General features: G+C 40.0%; 20 protein-coding genes and 1 pseudogene. 5 read left to right on the plus strand and 16 right to left on the minus strand.

The annotated features are described in order from the left end of the window. Nucleotides 1-358: 358 nt before the first annotated feature. The 3 genes from M9H69_RS05260 to M9H69_RS05270 are packed head-to-tail and all read left to right on the plus strand — an operon-like array spanning nucleotide 359 to nucleotide 4,200. On the plus strand, nucleotides 359-1,402 hold the full coding sequence (locus M9H69_RS05260; protein WP_250316139.1) for a dihydrolipoamide acetyltransferase: 1,044 nt from the start codon (nucleotides 359-361) through the stop codon (nucleotides 1,400-1,402). Nucleotides 1,403-1,448: 46 nt separating this feature from the next. Beyond that, on the plus strand, nucleotides 1,449-3,152 hold the full coding sequence (gene lpdA, locus M9H69_RS05265) for a dihydrolipoyl dehydrogenase (protein ID WP_250316140.1): 1,704 nt from the start codon (nucleotides 1,449-1,451) through the stop codon (nucleotides 3,150-3,152). 58 nt (nucleotides 3,153-3,210) lie between these two features. After that, nucleotides 3,211-4,200: a lipoate--protein ligase gene (locus tag M9H69_RS05270; protein WP_061414054.1), complete on the plus strand. Its 990-nt coding sequence runs from the start codon at nucleotides 3,211-3,213 to the stop codon at nucleotides 4,198-4,200. A 72-nt stretch (nucleotides 4,201-4,272) separates the two neighbouring features. On the opposite strand, the gene xerS is transcribed toward M9H69_RS05270, so the two are convergent. From xerS to ylqF, 13 genes and pseudogenes are all read right to left on the minus strand, one after another. Next, the gene (xerS, locus tag M9H69_RS05275) at nucleotides 4,273-5,343 is read right to left on the minus strand and encodes a tyrosine recombinase XerS (RefSeq protein WP_250316141.1); all 1,071 of its coding nucleotides are present in this window, start codon (nucleotides 5,341-5,343) and stop codon (nucleotides 4,273-4,275) included. Nucleotides 5,344-5,492: 149 nt separating this feature from the next. Beyond that, nucleotides 5,493-5,783 (minus strand): hypothetical protein, encoded by a 291-nt coding sequence (locus tag M9H69_RS05280; protein ID WP_250316142.1) that lies wholly within the window; start codon nucleotides 5,781-5,783, stop codon nucleotides 5,493-5,495. Continuing rightward, nucleotides 5,764-6,156 carry a hypothetical protein gene (locus tag M9H69_RS05285; protein WP_250316143.1) on the minus strand — a complete coding sequence of 131 codons (393 nt, stop codon included), beginning with the start codon at nucleotides 6,154-6,156 and terminating at the stop codon, nucleotides 5,764-5,766. The genes M9H69_RS05280 and M9H69_RS05285 overlap by 20 nt, the downstream gene beginning before the upstream one ends. Further along, the gene (locus tag M9H69_RS05290) at nucleotides 6,138-7,391 is read right to left on the minus strand and encodes a hypothetical protein (protein ID WP_250316144.1); all 1,254 of its coding nucleotides are present in this window, start codon (nucleotides 7,389-7,391) and stop codon (nucleotides 6,138-6,140) included. The genes M9H69_RS05285 and M9H69_RS05290 overlap by 19 nt, the downstream gene beginning before the upstream one ends. Further along, nucleotides 7,391-7,813 (minus strand): hypothetical protein, encoded by a 423-nt coding sequence (locus M9H69_RS05295; protein WP_250316145.1) that lies wholly within the window; start codon nucleotides 7,811-7,813, stop codon nucleotides 7,391-7,393. The genes M9H69_RS05290 and M9H69_RS05295 overlap by 1 nt, the downstream gene beginning before the upstream one ends. Nucleotides 7,814-7,885: 72 nt before the next feature. Next, nucleotides 7,886-9,118, minus strand: coding sequence for a hypothetical protein (locus M9H69_RS05300; protein ID WP_250316146.1), 1,233 nt, complete (start codon nucleotides 9,116-9,118; stop codon nucleotides 7,886-7,888). After that, the gene (locus tag M9H69_RS05305; protein ID WP_250316147.1) at nucleotides 9,118-9,561 is read right to left on the minus strand and encodes a hypothetical protein; all 444 of its coding nucleotides are present in this window, start codon (nucleotides 9,559-9,561) and stop codon (nucleotides 9,118-9,120) included. Before M9H69_RS05305 ends, M9H69_RS05300 begins: the two co-directional genes overlap by 1 nt. A gap of 51 nt (nucleotides 9,562-9,612) precedes the next feature. Beyond that, complete coding sequence (locus M9H69_RS05310) at nucleotides 9,613-9,969, minus strand: hypothetical protein (RefSeq protein ID WP_250316148.1); 357 nt, start codon at nucleotides 9,967-9,969, stop codon at nucleotides 9,613-9,615. After that, nucleotides 9,969-10,398, minus strand: a pseudogene (locus tag M9H69_RS05315) (hypothetical protein). The gene M9H69_RS05310 and the pseudogene M9H69_RS05315 overlap by 1 nt, the downstream one beginning before the upstream one ends. Nucleotides 10,399-10,550: 152 nt before the next feature. Then, the gene (locus tag M9H69_RS05320) at nucleotides 10,551-11,297 is read right to left on the minus strand and encodes a CPBP family intramembrane glutamic endopeptidase (RefSeq protein ID WP_250316149.1); all 747 of its coding nucleotides are present in this window, start codon (nucleotides 11,295-11,297) and stop codon (nucleotides 10,551-10,553) included. 51 nt (nucleotides 11,298-11,348) lie between these two features. After that, nucleotides 11,349-12,899, minus strand: a complete 1,551-nt coding sequence (locus tag M9H69_RS05325) for a ClC family H(+)/Cl(-) exchange transporter (RefSeq protein ID WP_250316150.1) — start codon at nucleotides 12,897-12,899, stop codon at nucleotides 11,349-11,351. A 12-nt stretch (nucleotides 12,900-12,911) separates the two neighbouring features. Beyond that, nucleotides 12,912-13,691: a ribonuclease HII gene (locus M9H69_RS05330; RefSeq protein WP_250316151.1), complete on the minus strand. Its 780-nt coding sequence runs from the start codon at nucleotides 13,689-13,691 to the stop codon at nucleotides 12,912-12,914. Beyond that, complete coding sequence (gene ylqF, locus M9H69_RS05335) at nucleotides 13,678-14,529, minus strand: ribosome biogenesis GTPase YlqF (protein ID WP_250314994.1); 852 nt, start codon at nucleotides 14,527-14,529, stop codon at nucleotides 13,678-13,680. The genes M9H69_RS05330 and ylqF overlap by 14 nt, the downstream gene beginning before the upstream one ends. A 212-nt stretch (nucleotides 14,530-14,741) precedes the next feature. Here ylqF and mazE point away from each other — a divergent pair, with 212 nt between their 5' ends. Then, the gene (mazE, locus tag M9H69_RS05340) at nucleotides 14,742-14,957 is read left to right on the plus strand and encodes a type II toxin-antitoxin system PemI/MazE family antitoxin (protein ID WP_001098941.1); all 216 of its coding nucleotides are present in this window, start codon (nucleotides 14,742-14,744) and stop codon (nucleotides 14,955-14,957) included. Next, a complete protein-coding gene (locus tag M9H69_RS05345; RefSeq protein WP_042902272.1) occupies nucleotides 14,941-15,297 on the plus strand; it encodes a type II toxin-antitoxin system PemK/MazF family toxin in 357 nt (118 codons plus the stop codon). Before mazE ends, M9H69_RS05345 begins: the two co-directional genes overlap by 17 nt. 33 nt (nucleotides 15,298-15,330) lie before the next feature. On the opposite strand, the gene M9H69_RS05350 is transcribed toward M9H69_RS05345, so the two are convergent. From M9H69_RS05350 to rexB, 3 genes are read right to left on the minus strand one after another with little or no spacing between them, the layout of a single operon-like run. After that, nucleotides 15,331-16,509, minus strand: coding sequence for a hypothetical protein (locus M9H69_RS05350; RefSeq protein WP_250314995.1), 1,179 nt, complete (start codon nucleotides 16,507-16,509; stop codon nucleotides 15,331-15,333). Between the two features lie 17 nt (nucleotides 16,510-16,526). Continuing rightward, on the minus strand, nucleotides 16,527-20,180 hold the full coding sequence (gene addA / locus M9H69_RS05355) for a helicase-exonuclease AddAB subunit AddA (RefSeq protein WP_250314996.1): 3,654 nt from the start codon (nucleotides 20,178-20,180) through the stop codon (nucleotides 16,527-16,529). Then, nucleotides 20,177-23,452, minus strand: coding sequence for an ATP-dependent nuclease subunit B (gene rexB / locus M9H69_RS05360; RefSeq protein ID WP_250314997.1), 3,276 nt, complete (start codon nucleotides 23,450-23,452; stop codon nucleotides 20,177-20,179). Before rexB ends, addA begins: the two co-directional genes overlap by 4 nt. Nucleotides 23,453-23,480: the final 28 nt, after the last annotated feature.

Genomic DNA, 23,480 nt, shown 5'->3' on the forward strand with positions numbered 1-23,480 from the left:
GTTTTTTGACGAATCAATAATATTCGATAAAAAACTTAGTAAGTCTACTAGGTTGGTCGCCTGATAGCGGCAACCGTAGTAACTTGAGACACGTTCCGTGTCCAAGTTACTTGTAGAGTTGTAATTGAATTCGGACGGAGGTCTGCGAAAAAAAGATAGATTTCCTTGTGTTCATCGAACACATCGTCAATCTCCTATTTTTTCATTGCCCTCTTCGTCCTTAATATCTTATATTCGAACACGGGCTAAAAGCTCGGAAAAAAGATAAATCTCCTTGGCTTCATCGAAGCCAGCGTCGATTTCCTATTTTTCAGTCGCTTTTGACGCCCTTTGTATCATAAATAGAATTGGAGAGGTCATGGCTGATGACAAGCTAAGAGCGACTCCTGCAGCTAGAAAGTTAGCGGATGATTTAGGTATCAACCTCTATGACGTTTCTGGCTCAGGTGCAAACGGTCGTGTCCACAAAGAAGACGTGGAAACTTATAAAGACACAAACGTGGTTCGCATTTCGCCACTTGCAAAACGAATTGCCCTTGAACATAACATTGCTTGGCAGGAAATCCAAGGAACGGGTCACCGTGGTAAAATCATGAAGAAGGACGTTTTGGCCTTACTTCCTGAAAATATCGAAAACGACACCATCAAGTCTCCTGCTCAAATCGAAAAAGTGGAAGAAGTTCCAGACAATATCACTCCTTATGGTGAGATTGAGCGTATTCCAATGACACCAATGCGTAAGGTTATCGCGCAACGTATGGTTGAATCTTACCTAACTGCGCCAACCTTCACACTCAACTACGATGTCGATATGTCAGAAATGTTGGCTCTTCGTAAGAAGGTTCTTGAGCCAATTATGGAAGCAACTGGTAAGAAGACTACTGTAACAGACCTTCTTTCACTCGCTGTTGTGAAGACCTTAATGAAACACCCATACATCAACGCTTCATTGACAGAAGATGGCAAGACTATTATCACGCACAACTATGTCAACCTTGCTATGGCAGTTGGGATGGATAATGGATTGATGACACCTGTTGTTTACAATGCTGAAAAGATGAGCCTTTCAGAGCTGGTCGTAGCCTTCAAGGATGTCATTGGTCGTACCTTGGATGGTAAATTGGCTCCGAGCGAACTCCAAAATCCAACCTTCACAATTAGTAACTTAGGAATGTTTGGCGTCCAGTCCTTTGGTCCGATCATCAACCAACCAAACTCAGCTATCCTCGGGGTTAGCTCAACAGTTGAAAAACCTGTAGTTGTCAATGGTGAGATTGTTATTCGTCCTATCATGAGCCTAGGATTAACTATTGACCACCGTGTTGTAGATGGTATGGCTGGTGCTAAGTTTATGAAAGACTTGAAAGCCTTGATTGAGAATCCAATCTCAATGTTGGTTTAAATAATACAGTATTTATTTTTAGAGATATAGATAAAGGAAGTAAGACATGGCCTTAGAAGTAATTATGCCAAAAGCCGGCGTGGATATGACAGAAGGACAAATCGTCCAATGGAATAAGAAAGTCGGTGAATTTGTAAAAGAAGGAGAAATCCTTTTGGAAATCATGACTGATAAAGTCAGCATGGAATTGGAAGCCGAAGAAGATGGATACTTGATTGCCATCCTCAAAGGAGATGGTGAAACTGTTCCAGTAACTGAAGTTATTGGTTACCTTGGGGAAGAAGGTGAAAATATCCCAACAGCTGGAGCGGCAGCACCAGAATCAAAACCTGTACCTGCAGCTAGTGCTTCAAACGACGACGGCAAGAGCGATGATGCCTTTGATATCGTTGTGATTGGTGGAGGTCCTGCTGGATATGTAGCGGCCATTAAAGCTGCTCAACTTGGTGGTAAGGTTGCCCTTGTTGAGAAATCTGAACTCGGTGGAACTTGCTTGAACCGCGGCTGTATCCCAACTAAGACATACCTTCACAATGCTGAAATCATCGAAAACATCGGTCATGCAGCAAATCGTGGTATCGTCATCGAAAATCCAAACTTCACTGTTGATATGGACAAACTTTTAGAAACTAAATCTAAAGTTGTCAATACCTTGGTAGGTGGTGTTGCGGGTCTTCTTCGTAGTTACGGAGTTACTGTTCATAAGGGCGTTGGTACTATTACTAAAGATAAGAATGTCTTGGTAGATGGTTCTGAATTGCTTGAAACCAAGAAAATCATCCTTGCCGGTGGTTCAAAAGTTAGCAAGATTAAAGTCCCTGGTATGGAATCTCCACTTGTGATGACCAGCGATGATATTCTTGAAATGAACGAAGTTCCAGAAAGCCTCGTAATCATCGGTGGTGGGGTTGTCGGTATCGAACTCGGCCAAGCATTCATGACATTTGGTTCAAAAGTAACTGTTATCGAAATGATGGACCGTATCGTTCCAGCTATGGATGCGGAAGTTTCTAAGAATCTTCGCTTGATTTTGGAACGCAAAGGTATGACCATCTTAACCGACACTAAACTCCAAGAAATCATCGAGGAAAATGGACAACTTCGTATCAAGGTTGAAGGAAAAGATGATATCATCGCAAGCAAAGCCCTTCTTTCAATCGGTCGTGTGCCAGACCTTGAAGGTATTGGCGATGTTGAGTTTGAATTGGATCGTGGACGCATCAAGGTCAACGAATACATGGAAACTTCTGTTCCAGGTATCTACGCACCAGGTGATATCAATGGTACTAAGATGTTGGCGCACGCAGCCTTCCGCATGGGTGAAGTTGCCGCTGAAAATGCCCTCAAAGGAAATCATGCTGTTGCCAAATTGAACTTGACTCCTGCAGCCATCTACACTCTCCCTGAAGTAGCAGCAGTAGGTCTGACTGAAGAACAAGCTCGTGAGAAATACGATGTAGCCATCGGTAAATTCAACTTTGCTGCCAACGGTCGTGCCATTGCATCGGATGCTGCTCAAGGTTTCGTAAAAGTTATCGCTGATAAGAAATACGGGGAAATCCTTGGTGTGCACATCATTGGTCCTGCAGCTGCAGAATTGATCAACGAGGCATCAAGTATCATCGAAATGGAAATCACTGTTGAAGAAATGCTGAAGACCATCCACGGACACCCAACCTACTCTGAAGTGATGTACGAAGCGTTTGCGGATGTTCTAGGAATGGCCATCCATTCACCTAAGAAAAAATAAAACGAAGATAGACTAGACTGGAAGATTATTTCCAGTCTCTATCGTATAAAGGGATATCATGAAATACATTATCAATCATTCAAACGACACTGCTTTTAATATCGCCTTGGAAGAATATGCCTTTAAACACCTACTAGATGAGGATCAAATCTTCCTACTTTGGATTAACAAACCTTCTATCATTGTTGGTCGTCACCAGAATACTATTGAAGAAATTAACCGTGATTATGTTCGAGAAAATGGTATTGAGGTAGTCCGTCGTATCAGTGGTGGTGGAGCTGTTTACCACGATCTAAACAACCTCAACTACACCATCATTTCAAAAGAAGATGAAAACAAGGCCTTTGACTTCAAGAGCTTCTCAACTCCAGTTATCAATACCTTAGCTCAACTCGGTGTTAAAGCTGAATTTACAGGGCGTAATGACCTTGAGATTGATGGCAAAAAATTCTGTGGCAATGCCCAGGCCTATATCAATGGGCGTATCATGCACCACGGTTGCTTGCTCTTTGACGTTGATTTATCAGTCCTTGCTAACGCCCTCAAGGTTTCAAAAGATAAATTTGAATCAAAAGGTGTGAAATCCGTCCGTGCCCGTGTAACCAATATTGTCAATGAATTACCTGAAAAAATCACAGTTGAAGAATTCCGTGATTTGCTATTGGAATACATGAAAAAAGAGTACCCAGAGATGACTGAATACGTCTTTTCAGAAGAAGAATTGGCGGAAATCAATCGTATCAAGGATACTAAGTTTGGAACTTGGGACTGGAACTACGGTAAATCACCTGAATTTAACGTCCGTCGTGGTACAAAATTCACTAGTGGTAAGGTTGAAGTTTTTGCTAACGTCATTGAATCAAAAATCCAAGATATCAAGATCTATGGTGACTTCTTTGGTATCGAAGATGTTGCAGCTGTAGAAGATGTCCTTCGTGGAGTGAAATACGAACGCGAAGATGTCCTCAAGGCACTAGAAACCATTGATATTACACGCTACTTCGCTGGTATCAGCCGTGAAGAAATCGCTGAAGCAGTAGTGGGATAAAAAGAAAAGAAGTTGGTTGTATGACCAGCTTCTTTTTATGAGTTATATTTTACATAAATAATTTTATGTATTCTATAAACTATCTAGAGCATTTTTTTGTTCATCATTTACGATATGGGTATAGAGGTCAGTGACTTGCGTGCTGGCATGTCCTAATTGGTGGCTGACCAAAACTTGCGATTTAGTTGCATCATAGAGTCTGGTTGCTAAGGTATGGCGGAGTTTGTGGGGAGTTACACGGACTTTAAAGTCCTCAGAGTACTTAGCAACCATCTTTTCAACGCTAGAAGCATCAATACGATTGGGAACGCCACGGTATAAGGTCAGAAAGAGTGCTGTATCCGTCTTTTCCGTCTTATAACGTTGATTTCGAATGGCTAGATAATTCTCTAGGTAAGGCTTAGCAAAAGCAGCGACATTGACAGAATCACGTTTCCCCCCTTTTCGAGTGACATCAATGACCATCATTTTGAGATTAAGGTCTCTTAGGTCCAGGTTAACAGCTTCATATAAGCGAACACCAGATGCCAAGAGAAGGGCAATAATGGCCAAATCACGTTCTTTATTCTTATTAAATGACGAGAGAGCGCGATTTGAGAGTTGTTGTGGGTACTCTTGGTCGATATAAGTCAGAAAACCTTCTGTTTCATCACCTAGAAAGAGTTTTTGCTTGATGTTTTCAGCTCTGGAAGCAAGTGTTTCTTTCTTTTTCTTGGTTGAAACTTTCTTCATTACATTACGATAGAAATAAGGCTCCCCTTGGTCGTTTTCAACCTCCTCTGTTAGATACTTGTAAAGACTAGAAAGTGCCGACAAAGTCCGATTAATGGTCGTCTGAGAGACACCTTGTTTGGTTGTATTGGCATTCAGCAATGGACGTTCACGTAGATATAGGATAAAAGCTTCCATATCTTTCTTAGACATATTTTCCAAGACAGATAAAGGAATATCAGACATTTTATCAGCATTTGAAATACCAGACTCCAAAACCCAGCTGAAAAATCGATCGTATTCCTTGAGGTATTCGTACAGAGTTGTAAAACTGTAGGGAACAGCAAGCTTTGATTGGTAGTATTCCAGAACATACCAGGGCATGATTTGTTTTAGTTTGTCGATTCGTTCCAGTAAAATCTCACGTTTCATGTATTTTCTCCATAATTAAGTCTACTAGTAGTATAGCATAGACTCATATATTTTTCAAGAAAATTATAGTTTTTCGGAAAGATGTTATAGGGGAGATTTAGGAATAGATAACTTTAAGCAAATAACCAAAAAATTCTTTAGAGTATTTTCTATATTTCATCATACTTGAGCAACATGTTAGGAATCTTTGTTTCAAGACTCTTGCGAACTTTACCTTGAATTGCAGTGTCCATTTGGCTGTTAATGCTTGTAATGGTTGATTGGGTTTCTGTAGCAATTTTCTTAGCTGCTTTATTAAAGTTATCTTTTAATTTATTTTTTGCTGTTATTGCTAACTTTGCTTCCGTAATGATTCGGTTTCTTTCCATCATTCGATACATTTGTTTCAGTGCATACTGGTATTCTTCATCTGTGTAGTATTCATTCATTGGTGCTTGCATAATCTCTCCTTAATCTGTGAAATTCTTCATCTAAATCATTTCTTTTTTTGCGAAATTCTTTATCTATTTTTTCTTTTTCTTCTTCCAGTTTTATTCCCTTAGTTCTATAAACTTGGTTAGAATGATATCTCAAATTTTCTATTTCCGTAAAGTAGTCTCTAACACAATCAGCTGTTGATGAAAACTTTCTTAATACTAGGTACATTTTATCAGCTTCTTCGTCCATGATTTTTTCTAATTTTGCAGACCGTTCCTCTAGTTCTAGTGTCTTTTTCTCTAACTTCTTCTTTTGCTGATAGTATTGTTCTTCGAGGTTAAGAATTTCCCTCTCTTTTTGCCTAATGGCATCCCATTTTACATCTCTGCTTTCCATTGTCTGAATTCCTTAGCAAATTGTGTGTCTGTTGCCACTGTTTTTTCGATGACTTCCTGTAATTGTTTATCTAACTTTTCAAATGCTTGGGCGGAAGCATTCATCTTAGTGGCTGTTTGATTTGTCTCTGTCTGAAATGTATCGATGAACTGTGCTTGAGTGATACCTTGGCTAGCAAAAAGGGCCTCAACCTCATAGGAAGCTAATGCTGTGTAGCTCGTAAAGTCGATTTTTGACCAAATTTCTTGTAATTCTTGATTGGCTTTTTGGGCTAAGGCGCTCACTTCATCAGCTCCAGTTCTTGCTGCCGTAGCCATTGATGATGATAAGATTGAACCCTGAGCTGCATCTAAGTATATTTCCTCAGAGCTACTAATACCACCTGATGACCATTTTGACTTCAAGTCCTTGTAATGAGCCATTCCTCGGAGACTGTTAGCATACGCTCGATAAACACCACTGATTAAGGGTTTCCCTCCTTTGCCATCTACAAGTTGACCAGTTGCAGGATCAAACTCCCAATCACCTATATTGTGACTAGTTCCGTCAAGCCAATATATGGTATCAGGCATTTCTAAAAATGATTTATTGAATAATTCGGGGTGATTGAAATCATTCCAACGTACTACATCATCATGTTTTCTACGGTAATCAATAAACATGGCTGGATTTTTATCAATAAATGCTTTTTCTTCGTTAGAAAGTGATAGATAAGTGAACCAAGCGTTAAAAGTTGTAGTTGGAATATGATATTTAGCTCCTACTTTCAGCATATAAGAGCCTTGCGAATAGCCAGATAGTTGACTAACTTCATATCTAGGATCATCCATAATTTCTTTTACAAATCGGTCTGCTACATAATATTGAGGGGATAGACCTGACTCTCTTTCTGCAACTGCCGTTCCGACATCAATCTTAGTAGGACTCCCAGGATCAGTTCCTGCAGCAATCACAGCTATACTTTTATAATCTGGTTCACCGTTGACTATTGGCGCAACTGCCAGTCCATCAAAACCTGTTTCTTTGTGAGACTTAGTCGCAACAACACGAAATTCTTGACCATCGGAGGTGGTTATAGTGTTGGTCTCTTCGAAATCAGATGAAGAAGGATTCGGATTAGGAGTTTCGGTAACCAAAGGTCTATTATTCCTCTCAGCATATTCAGCATTGACACTATATACATTCTTCCCATGGTTCAATTCATTAAGTTGTTTGTCTGTATAATTAAATGCCACTACTGTTCCCCTCTTTCTTTGTTAGAGTATGTAACCGTAACTGTATTAGTTGTTATTCCTTTTCTTAGGTTAAGAAAATCTCGTTGTCCATAAGTCATACGACCGTCATAATTTTCTTTCTCATCTAAGTTATGTGGAATTCCATAAAAGATTTTTTCCCCATCTTTAAACAAGATATCAATCTTACAAGACCAGTCGCCTGGAGGATTTGTGTATTCTGGATTAGAAATTTTAATCTCCTCAATCCCTTCATAGGAATTCTTCAAAGCATTCACCAAACTAACTTCATACTCTCTATTCCGACGCTCTTCTTGGGATTTCCCTAACATAGAAAACATAAAAACACCTCCTGCTGTGATGGTTGCGAGTAACAAAACGATTAGTAACCTTTTATGACTTTTTTTATTGCTGGAATTATTCATTTAAGCTTTTCTCCTTTTTTTTATTATACTATAAGATTAGTTTATATTACACTATAATAAGAAAAAGGAGATTTACATCTTTTCTTTCCATTGTCGAAACTCCTTGGCCAATTGTTTGTCTGTTGCTACTGTTTTTTCGATGACTTCTTGTAATTGTTTATCCAAATTTTCGAATTCTTGGGCGGAAGCGTTCATCTTAGTGACTGTTTGTGTTGTCTCTGCCTGAAAAGTATCGATAAACTGTGCTTGAGTGATACCTTGGCTAGCAAAAAGGGCCTCCACCTCATAGGGAGCTAATGCTGTGTAACTCGTAAAATCGATTTTGGACCAAATTTCTTGTAATTCTTGATTAGCTTTTTTTGCTAAGGCACTTACTTCATCAGCTCCAGTTCTGGCTGCTGTAGCCATAGATGATGATAAGATAGAACCTTGGGCTGCATCTAAGTATATTTCCTCAGAACTACTAATGCCACCTGATGACCATTTTGATTTCAAGTCCTTGTAACTAGCCATTCCTCGGAGACTGTTGGCATAAGCTTTATAAACACCGCTAATTAAGGGTTTTCCTCCTTTACCATCAACAACTTGACCTGTTACAGGATCAAACTCCCAATCATCGATATTGTGACTAGTTCCGTCAAGCCAGTATATTGTTTCAGGCATTTCTAAAAATGATTTATTGAATAATTCAGGATGGTTGAAATCATTTCCAAACACGACAAGATCATAATTTCTTCTATAATCTATAAACATAGCTGGATTTTTATCAATAAATGCTTTTTCTTCATTAGAAAGTGAAAGATAAAAAAACCAGGCATTGAAGGTTGTCGTAGGTATGTGGTATTTAGCTCCTACCTTTAGCATATAAGCCCCTTGTGAATAACCAGAAAGTTGACTAACTTCATATCTAGGGTCATCCATAATTTCTTTTACAAATCGGTCCGCTACATAATACTGAGGTGATGTAGATATCTCCCTTTCTGCAATTGCAGTTCCAACATCAATCTTAGTAGGACTCCCTGGATCCGTTCCTGCAGCAATCACAGCTATACTTTTATAATCCGGTTTACCATTGACAATTGGCGCAACCGCCAGTCCATCAAATCCTGTTCCTGGATCCGACTTAGTAGCAACAACACGGAATTCTTGACCATCGGATATTATGGTGTTTGTTTCACCTTTATTTTTAGGCGAAGGAGTAACAATTTTGTAACCCTTTCGCTCAGCGTATTCTGGATTGGAACTATAAACATTTTTCCCTTGATTTAATTCATTAAGTTGTTTATCTGTATAAGTGAAAACCACTACTGTACTCCTTTTTCTTTATCCGAATAATATATAGTAACTAAAGATGTTGTTTTCCCTTTATGAGAATTCAATATTTCCCACTGGTCATTTATTTCTTTATTTGTTTTTCCATTAACAAAACCATTATAATTTTCAACGTCATTTAAAGAGTGGCCTACACGATATTCTATTTTTACTTTATCTGAAAATAGAATATTTACATCACAAGACCAGTCGCCAGGAGGGGTTGTATATTCTGGATTGGAAATTTTGATTTCTTCTATCCCTTCATATGAATTCTTTAAGGCGTTTACCAGACTTACCTCGTATTCTCTATTTCGACGCTCTTCTTGAGATTTCCCTAACATGCTAAACATAAATATACCTCCTGCTGTGATGATTGCGATTGATAAAACGATTAGTAGCTTTTTATGACTTTTTTTGATGCTAGAATTATTCATTAAAGTTGTTCTCCTTTTTCTTATTATACTATAAAGTACTATAAGATTAGTCTATATTACACTATAATAAGAAAAAGTTGATTTACTTCTATCAATCATAGTAGGACCCCCAGGATCTGTTCCCGTAGCAATCACAGCTATACTTTTATAATCCGGTTTGCCACTGACTATAGGAGCCACCGCCAAACCATCAAAACCTGTTCCTCGGTGAGACTTAGTCGCAACGACACGGAATTCTTGACCATCGGAGGTGGTTATAGTGTTAGTTTCATCCGAAGATAACTTATCATTTGTTTTGGCTACAACTTTCTTTTCAACTTCCCTTTCAGCATATTCAGCATTGACACTATAAACATTTTTTCCGTGATTTAATTCATTGAGTTGTTTATCAGTATAAGTGTATACCATTAATATTCTCCTTCTGAACCATCTGAATAAATAATTTTTGTGAGTTTACTAGTCTTACCCAAGTGACTATTTAAAAATTCTCGGTCCTCTTTTCTATTCTCTCTCTAAAGATACATCAGAAATACGTTTATCTTTTTTTGAATAATTAATTTTATATTTTATGCTTCTCTCATTAAAATATAGTTCAACTACGCAAGTCCAACTTCCTGGCGGATTTGTGTAGTTTGCATTAGAAAATCTAATTTCTTCAATACCCTCATAACTATCTTTTAAAGTTTCAATCAAACTAACTTCATACTCTTTATTCCGACGTTCTTCTTGGGATTTCCCTAACATACTAAACATAAAAATACCAACTGCTGTGATAATTGAGATTGACAAAACGATTAGTAACCTTTTATGACTTTTTTTGATGCCAGAATTACTCATTTAAGCTTTCCTCCTTTTTCTTATTATACAATATTCTAATCATTCTTTACAAAGTAGGGGGGTAAAAATCATACTATATACTGAAAATCAGATTTCTAATTCTTAAAAAACCAAATCTTTTTTGATTTGGTTTTGAAGGTTTATATTTAATTTTATTTATACCGACTATACTCATCTTTTTTATGTATTACCATATAGCAGGATATCAAAATGACGAAAATTTTAATCAGGTAGGTTTCGTATCGATCAGTATCTATGGTTAGCTGAGACAAGACGTTAATGATCGAATGTGTCATAACGCAAATCCAAAGATTCTTTGTTTTGATATAAAGAGCTGAGAGTATGAAAGAATTTGTCAGCAATCCAAATAAAAACGGTAGAGTTTGCAGTGTTGCTAGGGAACCATCTATGTAAAAGAACAACAGATGCCAAATCGCCCAGCTGAAAAAGGTTAGGATTGTTGAGTGAAAATACGGTAGCTTCTCTTGTAAAATTGGTTGAAAGACATATCGCCATCCAATCTCTTCTATACCACCAAAGACAATAAATTTGAAGAACATCAAAAATGGGAGATACCAGCTAAATTCTATTATTTTCCCACCAAACATTAGAAAAGAAAAATCAAGGACAATAAGGAAGAAAGATAATAAATAGTATTTATAACTGGTATGAATGTTAAAAAAATCTTTTACGATCTTCTTAAAATGAATATGAAAATAGTGATTTGCAACAATTATTCCCCAAAGAGCTGAAGAAATCCCACCAACAATGATTCCTAAAACAGTTAACAGATTGGACTGAATAGAGAAATGATTCAAGAGAAAGAAAAGGAGACAAACTGATACTAACTGGCTAAATGTGCCTAGCAAATATACCGCAATTGCCTTATTTCTTTTCATAGAGAATCCTTTCAAATTTATTTTACGTAAAATAAATTATGTAAATAAAACTTACAACAACAAATCTTTGACTTTTCCAATTTCACTTTTTGGAATCACTAGGTGAATCATATCACCCAGATACATTCTAGTTGAGCCGTGAACTGTTTGGCTCTTACCATTATGGACTTGGGTGGTGATGAGTACGTTATGTGGCAAGTTGAGTTCGTGAACCTGTTTTCCAGCGATTTTATCTGATACAGGGATTTCAATTAGGGTAACTTCTCCTTCGTCTGTTGCTTCTTCTGGTAGCATTTTTTCTAGCATAGCCTCATAGACTGGAGCCCCCTTGAGTAGATCCATGATGATGTAGGCAACCAAGGTCACTAAGCCAAGTGGCATGAGGTTGCGAATATCTCCAACCATCTCGGTTACGAGTATCATAGCAGTTAAGGGAGCCTTGGAAATTGCTCCAAAGTAGCCACTCATTCCTAAAATGACAAATATAGGGAATTGTTGCTGACTGACAAGCCCAAGGTTGACACAAATGACACCAACTAGGGCACCAAGTAAGGAACCGAGAGCCAGAATGGGAAGGAAAATTCCTCCTGGGAGACCACTTCCATAACTAATCATGCTCCAAACAAAGCGAATCAAAAAGTAAGCTAATAGAATTTGGAAACTAAAATTTTGCTCAGTCAAGGAAAGAACGACCTGATTTCCACCACCGAGAATTTGTGGCAAGAAAATCCCGACTGGTATGATAAGGATAAAGGCTAGGATTGGATAATAAGCTCTATCTAAATGGATTGTTTGGCCAACCCAATCATAAACTCGACCAACATTGAGTACAGCCTTCTCATAGAGAAAACCAGAAAGCCCGAGAAAAACTCCCATGAGGAGGTATATCCAATACTGGTCTAGGGTCATGAGAGGGATGTTATCTGGCATATCCAGTACGGGGGTTAGGCCAAATATGAGCAGAGAAATAAAGTTTGCTACGAGACTAGCTGCTAAAGTTGAGACCCAAAAAAAGCGTGAAAAATGGTGGTAAACTTCTTCTATAACAAAGAGAAGACCTGCGATTGGTGCATTAAAGGCAGCTGCTAATCCTGCTGCAGCACCACTGGCAATCAAGGAGCGTTCCTCTACTGGACTGGATTTGAGCCACTTGGCAATACCTTTACCACCAACTGCTCCAAGCTGAATACTTGGCCCTTCTCTACCTAGCATAAGGCCACTGGCAATAGCAAGAATCCCTAAAATATATTTTTTCCAGAGGACACTCCACCAGTTAAGAGTCATGAGTCCTTTTAATTCGGCTTCAACTTGAGGAATTCCTGAACCCTTGATATCTTTTTCCGATCGAGTCAATTTCGCACTGAGCCAGCTAACAATTAGATAAAATAGACCAATGATAAAAAGATCGCGCACTAGGTGCGCTTGATCTTGATAGAGTCCTTGTATCAGGTGGAAACCCTTTTCAATTAAGAAACGAAAGGATCCTACAATGAGCCCGACGGCGAGACCAACAATGATTCCTCGTCCAACTTGGGATAATATAGTACTTGACGCAAAGGCAAATTCTTTCTTGGAACTGAGTGTTTCTGACTGTTCCTCCATAATTATTTCCTCTTACTTATCTTTCTTAGTTGAAACCAGTGTTTTGACTGGTTCAAAACTGATTCGGTGAATTTGGGTGACACCTAGTTTTTCCAATCCTTCTAGATGTTTAGCTGTTCCATATCCTGCATTAGCCGTGAAATCATAGCCAGGATATTGCTGATCAAATTCCTTCATCAATTCATCTCGTGTCACCTTGGCCACTATAGATGCAGCTGCAATAGAGAGAGAGTTTGCATCTCCTTTGATGATAGATGTTTGTGAAATGGGTAAATCCAGTTTCATGGCATCTATCAAGAGATGCTCAGGTTGCGGACGGAGCTGGGAGATTGCTTCCTTCATGGCTAGTTTGGTTGCTTCGTAGATATTGACTTGGTCGATGACTTGATTATCCATGATACCAATGCCGATTGACAAAGCTTGGTTCTGAACGACTTGGAAAATCTCCAGATGTTTCTTTTTAGGAATTTTTTTGCTGTCGTTGAGACCTTTAATCTTGCAATTTTTAGGTAAAATAACGGCTGCAGCGACTACAGGACCAGCCAGAGGGCCACGGCCAACCTCGTCAACACCTGCTATCAAGGTCAATCCTTGCTTGTAAAGTTCTTTTTCGTAGGAAAGCATGGATTCCAAACGAAGCTCCTCATCCAATTCAGCTTGAATGGCTTTTTTACGCTTGCTGATTTCCTTTTGAACTCCAGAGCGATTGTCCTTTTCAAGTTTTAAAAAAATAGGGCTATCTAAGTCCTTGACTGTTGCAAGGAGTTCTTTGATTTCTTTAATCGTCGCCATCTAGGTCTTCCAATGTATCTAAGGTATAGTTACCGAGTTTTCCATCACGAACTTCCTTCACGAAAAGACTGTAAAAACGGTCGTAGTCGTCACGGAAACCGAGGGCACGGGTCATATCCATGATGATAACAGGTGCTTCTTCTTCAATTTTCATTTGTTTGAAACGTTCAGCTAGCTTATCTGGATAATGTTTTTTGAAATAATTGAGACCAAAAATGGTCACTTCATCCATAGGAAGCAACTGGTCTTTAATTGCTCCTGTTAGGGCTAGTTTCAGTGCGACGGTATCATCTTCAAACTTAGGCCAAAGAATCCCTGGTGTGTCTAAGATTTCAAGGTCTTTATTGGTTTTGAGCCATTGTTGCCCCTTGGTAACACCTGGTTTATTGCCGACCACTGCAATCTTTTTCCCAGCCAAACGGTTCATGAGAGTTGACTTACCAGCATTTGGAATTCCAATAATCATGGTACGCAAGGTTTCGATTTTGATACCGCGTTCTTTCTGGCGTGCAATCTTATCAGCCATGAGCTTTTTAGCAGCATCGGTCACAACTTTTACAGTAACTTGCTCTTTGGAGTTGATAGCCAGAGTTTGAATTCCTTGTGATTCAAAATACTGACGCCATTCTTTGGTCATTGCTGGATCTGCTAAGTCCGCTTTATTTAAAATCAAGAGCTTCGGTTTATCACCCACAATCTTGTTTAACATAGGATTTTGACTAGATGAAGGTAGCCGAGCATCCACCAAAATCGTCACAAAATCAACAAATTTTAGATTCTCCTGAACTTGTCGCCGAGCCTTAGACATGTGGCCCGGGAACCATTGAATTGTAGCCATAAATTTCCCTTTCCGACTAAAAAAACGTAGTAAAAACGTTTTCTCTCTTACCATCTATTCTATCATAAATTAGGAACTTTTGCACAGGCTTTGACCACAACAAATGATAAATAGTAATCGTCCGAAATATCCTTGATACCAGCAACAATTGACTTGACTTTTTTTACTGGAGAGTATATACTTAGTGTATACAAATTCATGGAGGTAGAGCGATGAATACAGTAAAGACTCGGAAGGTGGGGAATTCTCTCACTGTGACCATTCCTAAAAATTTGGGGATGACAGAAGGACAAGAAATGGTCGTCTACAAGGGGATAGATGGAGTCATTGTCTTAGCTCCAAAACTAAAAGATCCTTTTGATGGAATTACTGATTTGAGAATGACAAACGATTTTGAAGAGGTAAGGTCACTTGATAGCGAAATCTGAGTATATTCCTGAAAAGCAGGATATCATTTGGCTGGACTTTGATCCATCAGTCGGTCGAGAAATCCAGAAACGGCGACCTGCCTTGGTCGTTTCTAGGAGAGAATATGCCTTGCAAACTGGTTTTGTGGCTGTCTGTCCTATCACTCACGGTCAACAACGATTGGCAGAAAAAGGCTTGCTCGTTCCTGTCTCGTCGGATAAGGTAGATGGCGCTGTCAATCCATTTCAACTTTATACCTTTGATTTTCGGATGCGTAATGCTCAAAAAATAACAAGAATGGACACACAATGTTTTCAAAAAGTCGTCCAACTTTACCAGTACATCTTCGGAGATACTTAAATCCTACCATGCATAGACAAGGTAGGATTTTTTCTATATGAGCAATCTATCTAAAAACAGGTGAAGGCAATTTGTCAAAATCCCTCTAATCCAGCTTTCTTGTGCTGATGATAGATCCTCTGCTTGAAGGCATTCTTTTAGAAAATCGCGGACTTGTTCTGGAGCAATCTCAAACTCAAAGGCCTTCATCTTGTAGAAAAAGTCAATGAGATGCTCAGATAAGTAACCATCTGAAAAGGGTACTTCTCCACTTTTTCGATACTCTAGTAAGAGTCGAGAAAATCTGGCTTTTTCATCAGGCAAATCACGAAAATAGGAATTAAGAAGCCAAGTCTGTTTCTGCTTTCGTTCAATAGGATCTTGATTTGCAATACGCTGATCCTTTTCCAGCTCCTTTTGGTTTTGTTTAGCCTTGATAGCCCGTTCGTCTCTATTTTTACCAAAGAGGATTTTCTCCCATTTTCGTTCTTCTTGGGTCAAGGTTTCTGTAAAGCCAAAGTAATCTTGATAAGCGCGTTCTGCAGGTCCCATGGCAAGAATGAGGTTGTCAGCGTATTGCTTGGCGATTTTATCTCTTTTCTTGCGTTCTTTCTCTGCTTGAATCCGTAAATGCTGCTCGTAGTCGATTTTCTCCTTGCCTAATTTGACAAGGTAGAGTTGGTCATCGGACTTACCAAGTAGAAAAGGTTTGATACACTTTTCCAGCACTTCTTCCATACGGGCCTTCTTCTTTGGCTCTGCCTTGGTCCAACTTCCTCCTTGAAAGACTTCTAGGAAGAGCCGATAATCTTTCTCAGGCGAGAATTGATTGCCACGATTGGCTTTGAAAACACCTTTCTCCCAAAACCATTTTAGAAGTCGTTCGTCAAAGTCGCTTTTATTAACCTTGATTTTTTCCTTTTTCTTGACTTTTCCAGTCAGATTTTCAAGCTTTCTGAGAAGTTTTTCTTCCTCTTCTAGTTTCTGGTCGAGGCTAATACGATGAAAATGCCGAACACAGTCACTGCCGATAGGAAAGAGACGTTGTCCTGTGACATTGTTAAAGAGTTCGTAAGCGTATTTAATAGTATTTCCGCAGATACAATTACTGCGCCCAATACCATTAAAAATCAAGGAAACTTCATTCCATTCCTTGGTAGCTTGATCCCAAGTATCAGCTTTTGAAGCCTGTAACACTGCATCATGCAGGGATTTTCTAACTGGAAGTGGCATGAGGTCTCCTTTCTAGATTATACTTTTACAACTTGAACCTCGTCTTTACCGAGTAAAATCAAGTATTTTTCTATGTTTTGAATCGAATAGGCTCGTGATAAGGCTTCTCCATATAGAGCTAACTGACTACGATAGCGGTCTATGAGTTGACTTGGTTCATCGTAACGGTCTGTCTTATAGTCAAAGAGGACAATTCGGTCTTGATAGAGTAAATACCCATCTAGAATTCCACGAACCACAAAGTTCTCTTGGCTCTTTTCATCTCGTTTGAGCATGGAAAAAGGTTGCTCACGATAGATATAGTCAGTATTAGCGAGAATTTCCTGACCAAGTGCTGTATCAAAGAAAGCTAGGATTTTAGAAAGATTAATCTTGTTTCTGACAGCTTGACTAGTTTGAACTTGTTGCAGAGTTTCTTCCAGAGTGGCAAGTGTTGGTTGCTGACTGAGGTCAATTCTCTGCATCAGTTCATGGGTGGCACTACCAATCTCAGATCCAGTGACTTTTTCTTTAGTTGAAAAATCTGGCAAATCAAAGCTGATTTTCTTCTCAGTTGATTGAGTTTGGTTAGCAATTTGAACACCCTCCATATCCATAACGGGTTCGTAGAATTTCTTGATTTGACTTGGAGTTTGAACACTTGGTAATTCAATGGCTGCGCGGTGAAGAGTATTATAAACTTCCACCTCTTTCAGCATTTCAAGGGCTTCTTTAATCGTTTCAGACTGGCGGTTGTCAGCTTGAGAGCTATCTTGTAGAGGACTCTTGTTTTCCAACTCTCCGATAGCTTCTCTGGTCAGCTGATCTTCACCAACAAAACGATAGCTAAAGTTGAGATTGTCCTTGGCAAATACTTTAGTAATAGCCCAGATCCAATCTTGGAAATTTCTTGCTTGCAGTCTGGTATTGCTATCTAATTTTCCGTTATTTGCTGCTGGGTATTCCTTGGCTTCCAGCTTTTCACGAGAACCCTTACCGACAAGATAAAGCTTTCTCTCAGCTCTCGTCATGGCAACATACAGCAGACGCATCTGCTCTGAATAACTAGCCAATTGCAGTTCTTTCTCATTCTGGATATAAGTTAGACTAGGAATGGAGAGTTTGATGGTTTTAGGATAGTGTGCTTCCACTGCTCCTGTTTCCACCTTAGAAATGTATTTGACACCAAGCCCATTTTGACGGCTGAGAATGACGTCTGACATCGAGTCTTGCTTGTTGAAGTCCTGATCCATGTTGAGGATAAAGACATAAGGAAATTCCAGCCCTTTGCTCTTGTGAATAGTCATGAGTTCCACGGCATCTTTTGGCGGTGCGACAGCCACGCTTGCAAGGTCATGCTGGGCTTCTAGGACTTGGTCAATCATACGTATAAAACGCGACAAGCCCTTGAAATTACTCTTTTCAAACTGGTCTGCTCTCAAAGCTAAAGCATAGAGATTGGCTTGTCTAGCAGGACCGTTAGGCAAGGCTCCAACATAATCATAATAAAAACGGTCGTTATAAATCTTCCAAATCAAATCATAAAGGGAGTGAGTTTTGGCATACAAGCGCCAAGAATCCAAAATATCCATGAACTGATTTAATTTTTCCGCTAAAGCTGTGTGAATTAAGTCCTTCAGTTCAGTTTCCTGTTTTTGAGCATGAAGCAGTTTCTCATATAGATTTTCTTGGACTTTATCTTCTACTTTCTGAAGAGACAAGCGTGCCAACTCGTCCTCATCAAAGCTAAACATTGGGGACTTCATAAGGGCAACCAAGGCATAGTCTTGCAGGGGATTGTGGATGACACGAAGGGTGTCTAACATGACTTGCACTTCTAGGGATTGAAGGTAGTTGTTTTGTTCGCCGTCGGTTTTAACAGGAATCCCGTACTCAGACAGGGCGAGGAGAATCTGGTCATTTCGACTGCGGCTAGAGGTCAAAAGGGCAATTTCCTTAAAGACTACACCTTTCTCTCGATGGAGCTTCAAGATTTCCTTGATAACTAGGCGCATTTCTCCTGTGAGTTTTGTTTCTGTTTGGCTCTCTTCCTCCTCTTGTCCGCTGTCGTCCTTATCGTAGAGGAGAAATTCTGCCTTGTTGTCTGGATTGGGAGTTAGTTTGGTATTGGCAAAAACAAGCTGGTGCATGCTATCATAGTTGATTTCGCCGACCTCTTGGTCCATAAGGCGTCCAAAAACATCATTGGTTGCTGACAACACTTCTAAACTGCTACGGAAATTCTCCTTGAGGAGAATCAACTTGCCTTCTTTAGGATTTTGTGCATAGCGTTGAAATTTTTCATTGAAAATCTGCGGGTCTGCCTGACGGAAACGGTAGATGGACTGCTTGATATCCCCCACCATAAAGCGATTGTGGCCATTAGACAACAATTCCAGCATCCGTTCTTGAATGTGGTTGGTATCCTGATACTCATCGACCATGACTTCGTGGAATCGTTCCTGATAAGCCTTGCGGACTTGTGGGAAATTCTCTAAAATTTCAATGGTGTAATGGCTGATATCAGCAAACTCAAAGGCATTTTCCTGGCGTTTACGTTCACGATAAGCCTCCACAAAATCACTCATAAATGTTTGGAAAGTTTTAGATAACTCCCAGGTGTCTCCATGATAACGTTCTTGATAGTCGAGAATTGTTATCTGGTCTGCTAGTTGTCCAAGTTTAGCAAACTGGGCCTTTCTTTCTTCGTTGTAGGCATCAGCCAGTGGTTTCAAATCGGCCTTACGACTAGAATTAGCTAGAGCTCTACCATTTTTTTCTTTCGAGATGGCGACAACACGCGTAAGCACTGCTTGATAAGCCTGGCTATCGGACTCTTGATTTAAGGAACCAATTTCATCCAGAACCAACAGCACATTTTCTAAATAGGTAGCTTTTGGAAACTCCTTGGCATCGTTATCCAGATGATAACGGAGGAAACTTTCCAAATCCCATAGCGCCTGTTTGATTTGCTCAGTTAATTTGTCTTTTTCAATTACAAAGTCAGCTTCTTCAAACCCTTTGAGGAAAGAGTTACTCAACCATTTTTTGGGGCTACTGGTGGATTGGAGGAAATCATAGATTTTGTAGACTTGCTGGCGCAGACCTCGTTCATCCTTGCCACGTCCAGCAAAGTTCTTGACCAATCGACTAAAGCTCTCTTTATTTTCACCTTGGTAATGATCTTCAAAAACCTGATGAAAAACCTCATTTTTTAAGAGTAACTGTTCACTTTCATTTTGTAGAATACGGAAGTTCGGTGCGATATCAATCAGATAGCCATGTTTGCCGAGGAACTTTTGTGTGAAGGAGTCCATGGTTCCGATGGCCGCGTTTGGTAGTTCTGCCAACTGTCTTCCCAAGTGTTGTTTGAGATCAACATCATCGGTTTTTTGGATTTGCTGGCTGATTTTTTTCTCCAAGCGTTCTTTTAGTTCAGTGGCAGCCTTGACGGTAAAGGTCGAGATAAAGAGTTGAGAAATTTCGACACCACGGGCTAATTGGTCCAGAATGCGCTCTGCCATGACAAAGGTTTTCCCAGAACCAGCAGACGCTGAAACGAGGATATTTTGACCAGAAGTGTAGATGGCTTCGATTTGCTCGGCTGTTTTCTTCTGTTCCTTGCTCGAATTCGCTTCTGCTTCTTGCAATTTTTGAATCTCTTCCTCAGTTAAAAAGGAAATGGGCTTCATCGATTCAACTCCTCTCTCATTTTCTCAAACCAAGCTTGCTTGAGTTTTTCTCCGACCAGACGCTTACCGTCAGCCGAGTCCAATTTTTCTAGGAAACGGGCTTGACCCAAGTGGTAATTGGCTTCAAAACCTGTAATGGCTTGGTGTTGCTGAACGTACGGGGCAATGCTTCTGCCGTTTTCTGTGTATGGATTGATAGCGAACTGGCCTTCTAAAATCTTCTCAGCTGCTTTCTTGTACAGGTGGGCATTATAGTCCAGTAAGAGTTGGAATTCCTCGTCTGTCAGCTGATTGGCCTTGTTTTTGTTATAAAATTCGCCCAAATGACTGCTTTCTTTTTCTAAAAAGAGTCCCTGGTATTTCATAGACTTGCTGGCTTCTGCTACTGCTCCAGCCAAACTCTTAACAGCTAATAAAGATTGGACAGGTTCAGCCATTTCCAAGTACATAGCGCCGAAAAAGTTCTGCTCTCCTTCTCCCTTAAGAGCAGCAAGATAGGTTGGTAGTTGGGAATTGAGCCCATTAAAGAAATTCGGAAACTGGAACTGGGTCAAACTAGACTTGTAGTCTACCACTCCTAACGCTCCATCAGCTTTCAAACGGTCAATACGGTCAACCTTGCCTCGCACATGAACACTTCGCCCATTATCCAATTGAATAAATGCCTGGTCTTTGCCGCCAAATGTTGCCTCTTCTTGGATGGTTTCAATTGCTGGATTATGACGTAGGATGTGGCCAGTGGTCCGAGCGACATCAAGCAGAACTTCCTTGGTAAACTGAGCTTCCAAACTTTCCTGATAAATAGCTTCAAATTCGCGTTCTTGGCTGGTTTCTTGAATAGCTTGTTCCAAACGCTGATCAAACGGATTTTCAGTAGGCAGTTTCAAAGCCCGTTCAAAAATACGATGCAAAAAATTCCCGTGACTGCGAGCATCTGGGCGCAGGCGTAATTCTTCCTGCAAACCAAGGACATAACGGAGGAAATAACTGTATTCATTGCGGTAAAACTCCGTCAAACCAGAGGTAGACAGGTAAAACTCTTTGTCAGCTGGATAGAGAGCCTGCAAGGTCTCTTTCTCTAATGGTTTGCTACTTGGACTAGTTGGGATAGCTGGATTTGTAAGGCCTTTTTGATCTAGTTTTTTCCCCATCACACGAGCCAAAACCTTGACAAAGGTCAAATCTTGCTCTCTATCACTCGTCTCGCCCTGCTGGTGATAGGCAACTAAGCTAGACAAGAGACTGTGATAAGAACCCATATCTTCCTTAGACAGACCTTTGTGATGAATCTTCTTCTCTGTCCGATTAAATCCAAAACTCACCAATTCCTGAAGATAGGCCGATTCTTTACTCTCATTTTCATTGAGGAGACTTGGTGCTGACAACACCAACTGTTTGCGAGCAGAATTAACCAAGGAAAGCATAGTATAGCGATTTTTCTTGAGATTTTCACTGCTGGCAATCAGCAATTGAACGCCTTCTTCTGTCGCTTGGTTTAGTCTCTGTCTTTCTTCATCTGTCAAAAGACTGGTATTTTGCGCGATTTTTGGTAAATTGTCCTGAGTCAGCCCAATGGCATAGACAAAGTCAGCTGTCAGTGGTGCAATCAAATCGTAACTCTGCACCAGAACAGTGTCCACTGTCGCTGGAATAGTGCGATACTGAGATAAACTCATCCCTGAATGGAGCAAGGCTAGGAAGTCCTCCAGACTAACTTGTGAACCATCAAAAACTGTCGCAAATTGTTCTAAAACATGACTAAAAGCTTTCCAAACTTCGGCTTGTCTTTTCTGTTCTAGAGCTTCCATAGTAGCTGTCAAGTCTTGCATCTGCTTGCTTAAAGCAGCGTTTGTTAGAAAAGTATTCCACTTTTGCAAGAGATTTTCGGTCTTTTGCTTCCGACTGGCAAATAAGGTTTCAAGTGGAGCCAAAACTCGCAGACGAATGGCGTTCAAACGTGCCAAATCAAATTTTCCGTGGTGGGATTTTGTGAAGGGCTGCTGAAAAGCTGGCAAGCCATTGATGCCAAGATAGCGGAGATATTGCTCAAAAGCATCAATATCAGCTTGGCTAAGGTCAGTATACAGACCAGTTCTGAGGAGATTAATCAAATCCTCCTGACGGAAACGGTAGCGTTTCAAACGTAAAATAGACTCCACATACTGGGTTAAGGGATGATGGGCCATGGATTCACTTCTACCAAGATAGAACGGAATCTGGTACTGGTCAAAAATAGTTTTCAGTGATAACTGATAAGAAGCTACATCTCCCAAGAGAATACGAAAATTCTTGTAACTCAGGTCTGGATGGTCATGTAATTTCTGACGAATGCTACGGGCTACTAGTTCCAACTCCTCTTTTTGTGTCAAACAAGACCAGATTTGCAAATTTTCACGGTCCTTCTCATCGACATCTAAAGCGAGTTCTGAAAAGTCATAAGAAGACTCCAGCAAACGAGAGGCCTTGTCAAAACTATCTATTTTCTCATGAGTCTGAGAACGATCCTGAGCAGGTGTTTGGTATTTTGCCCCCAAATGATGGAGGAATTCCACACTGGCTTGGTAGAGATTTCCTTCAGTGAACGGACTGGTATAGGCCTTCTTGCTTGCATAAGCGCCAATGACAATCTCGACTCCTTTGCGATGGAGCAGATCCACTACACGCTCTTCTTCAGCAGAAAAACGGGTAAATCCGTCGATGACTAAGGCAATCTGACTGAAATCACTACTTACCTTATCATTCTCAATAGCCTCAATCAAATGGGACAACTGATTTCCCTGAGCCAACTGACTTTGATTGAGATAGGCTGTTACTTTCTCGAAAATCAAGAGTAAATCTGCTCTCTTGTCCTCATCGGTCAAACTTTCCAAGTCCAAAAAGCTCATCTGAGCAGTTGTCATCTCGTGATAAAGTTCAATCAGCTGCTGGATAAATTGAGGGTCCTGTTTAATCGCACCATAAACTCGTAACTCTTTGGAGTCCAGTTCCGCAAGACATTTATAAAAGGCCATCCCAAGACCGATATCATCAAGACTGGTCTTTGTAGGCAAGTCATTTAAAACCAGGTAACGAGCCATCTGAGCAAAGCGCGTGACGGTAATCGCAAAAGAAGCCTGCTGGGACAAGCATTCCAGCACGGCACGTTCCTTTTCAAAAGAAAGAGAGTTGGGAGCAATGTAGAAAACCCGCTTACCAGCAACAACCAGCTCTTCCGCCTCTCTGGTCAAGATTTCTGTCAAAGAAGTCCGAATATCAGTATACAGTAATTTCATCTCAGCCTCGTTACACTTTCTGTCATTA

The sequence above is a fragment of the Streptococcus oralis genome (genome assembly GCF_023611505.1).
Lineage (GTDB): Bacteria > Bacillota > Bacilli > Lactobacillales > Streptococcaceae > Streptococcus > Streptococcus oralis_CT.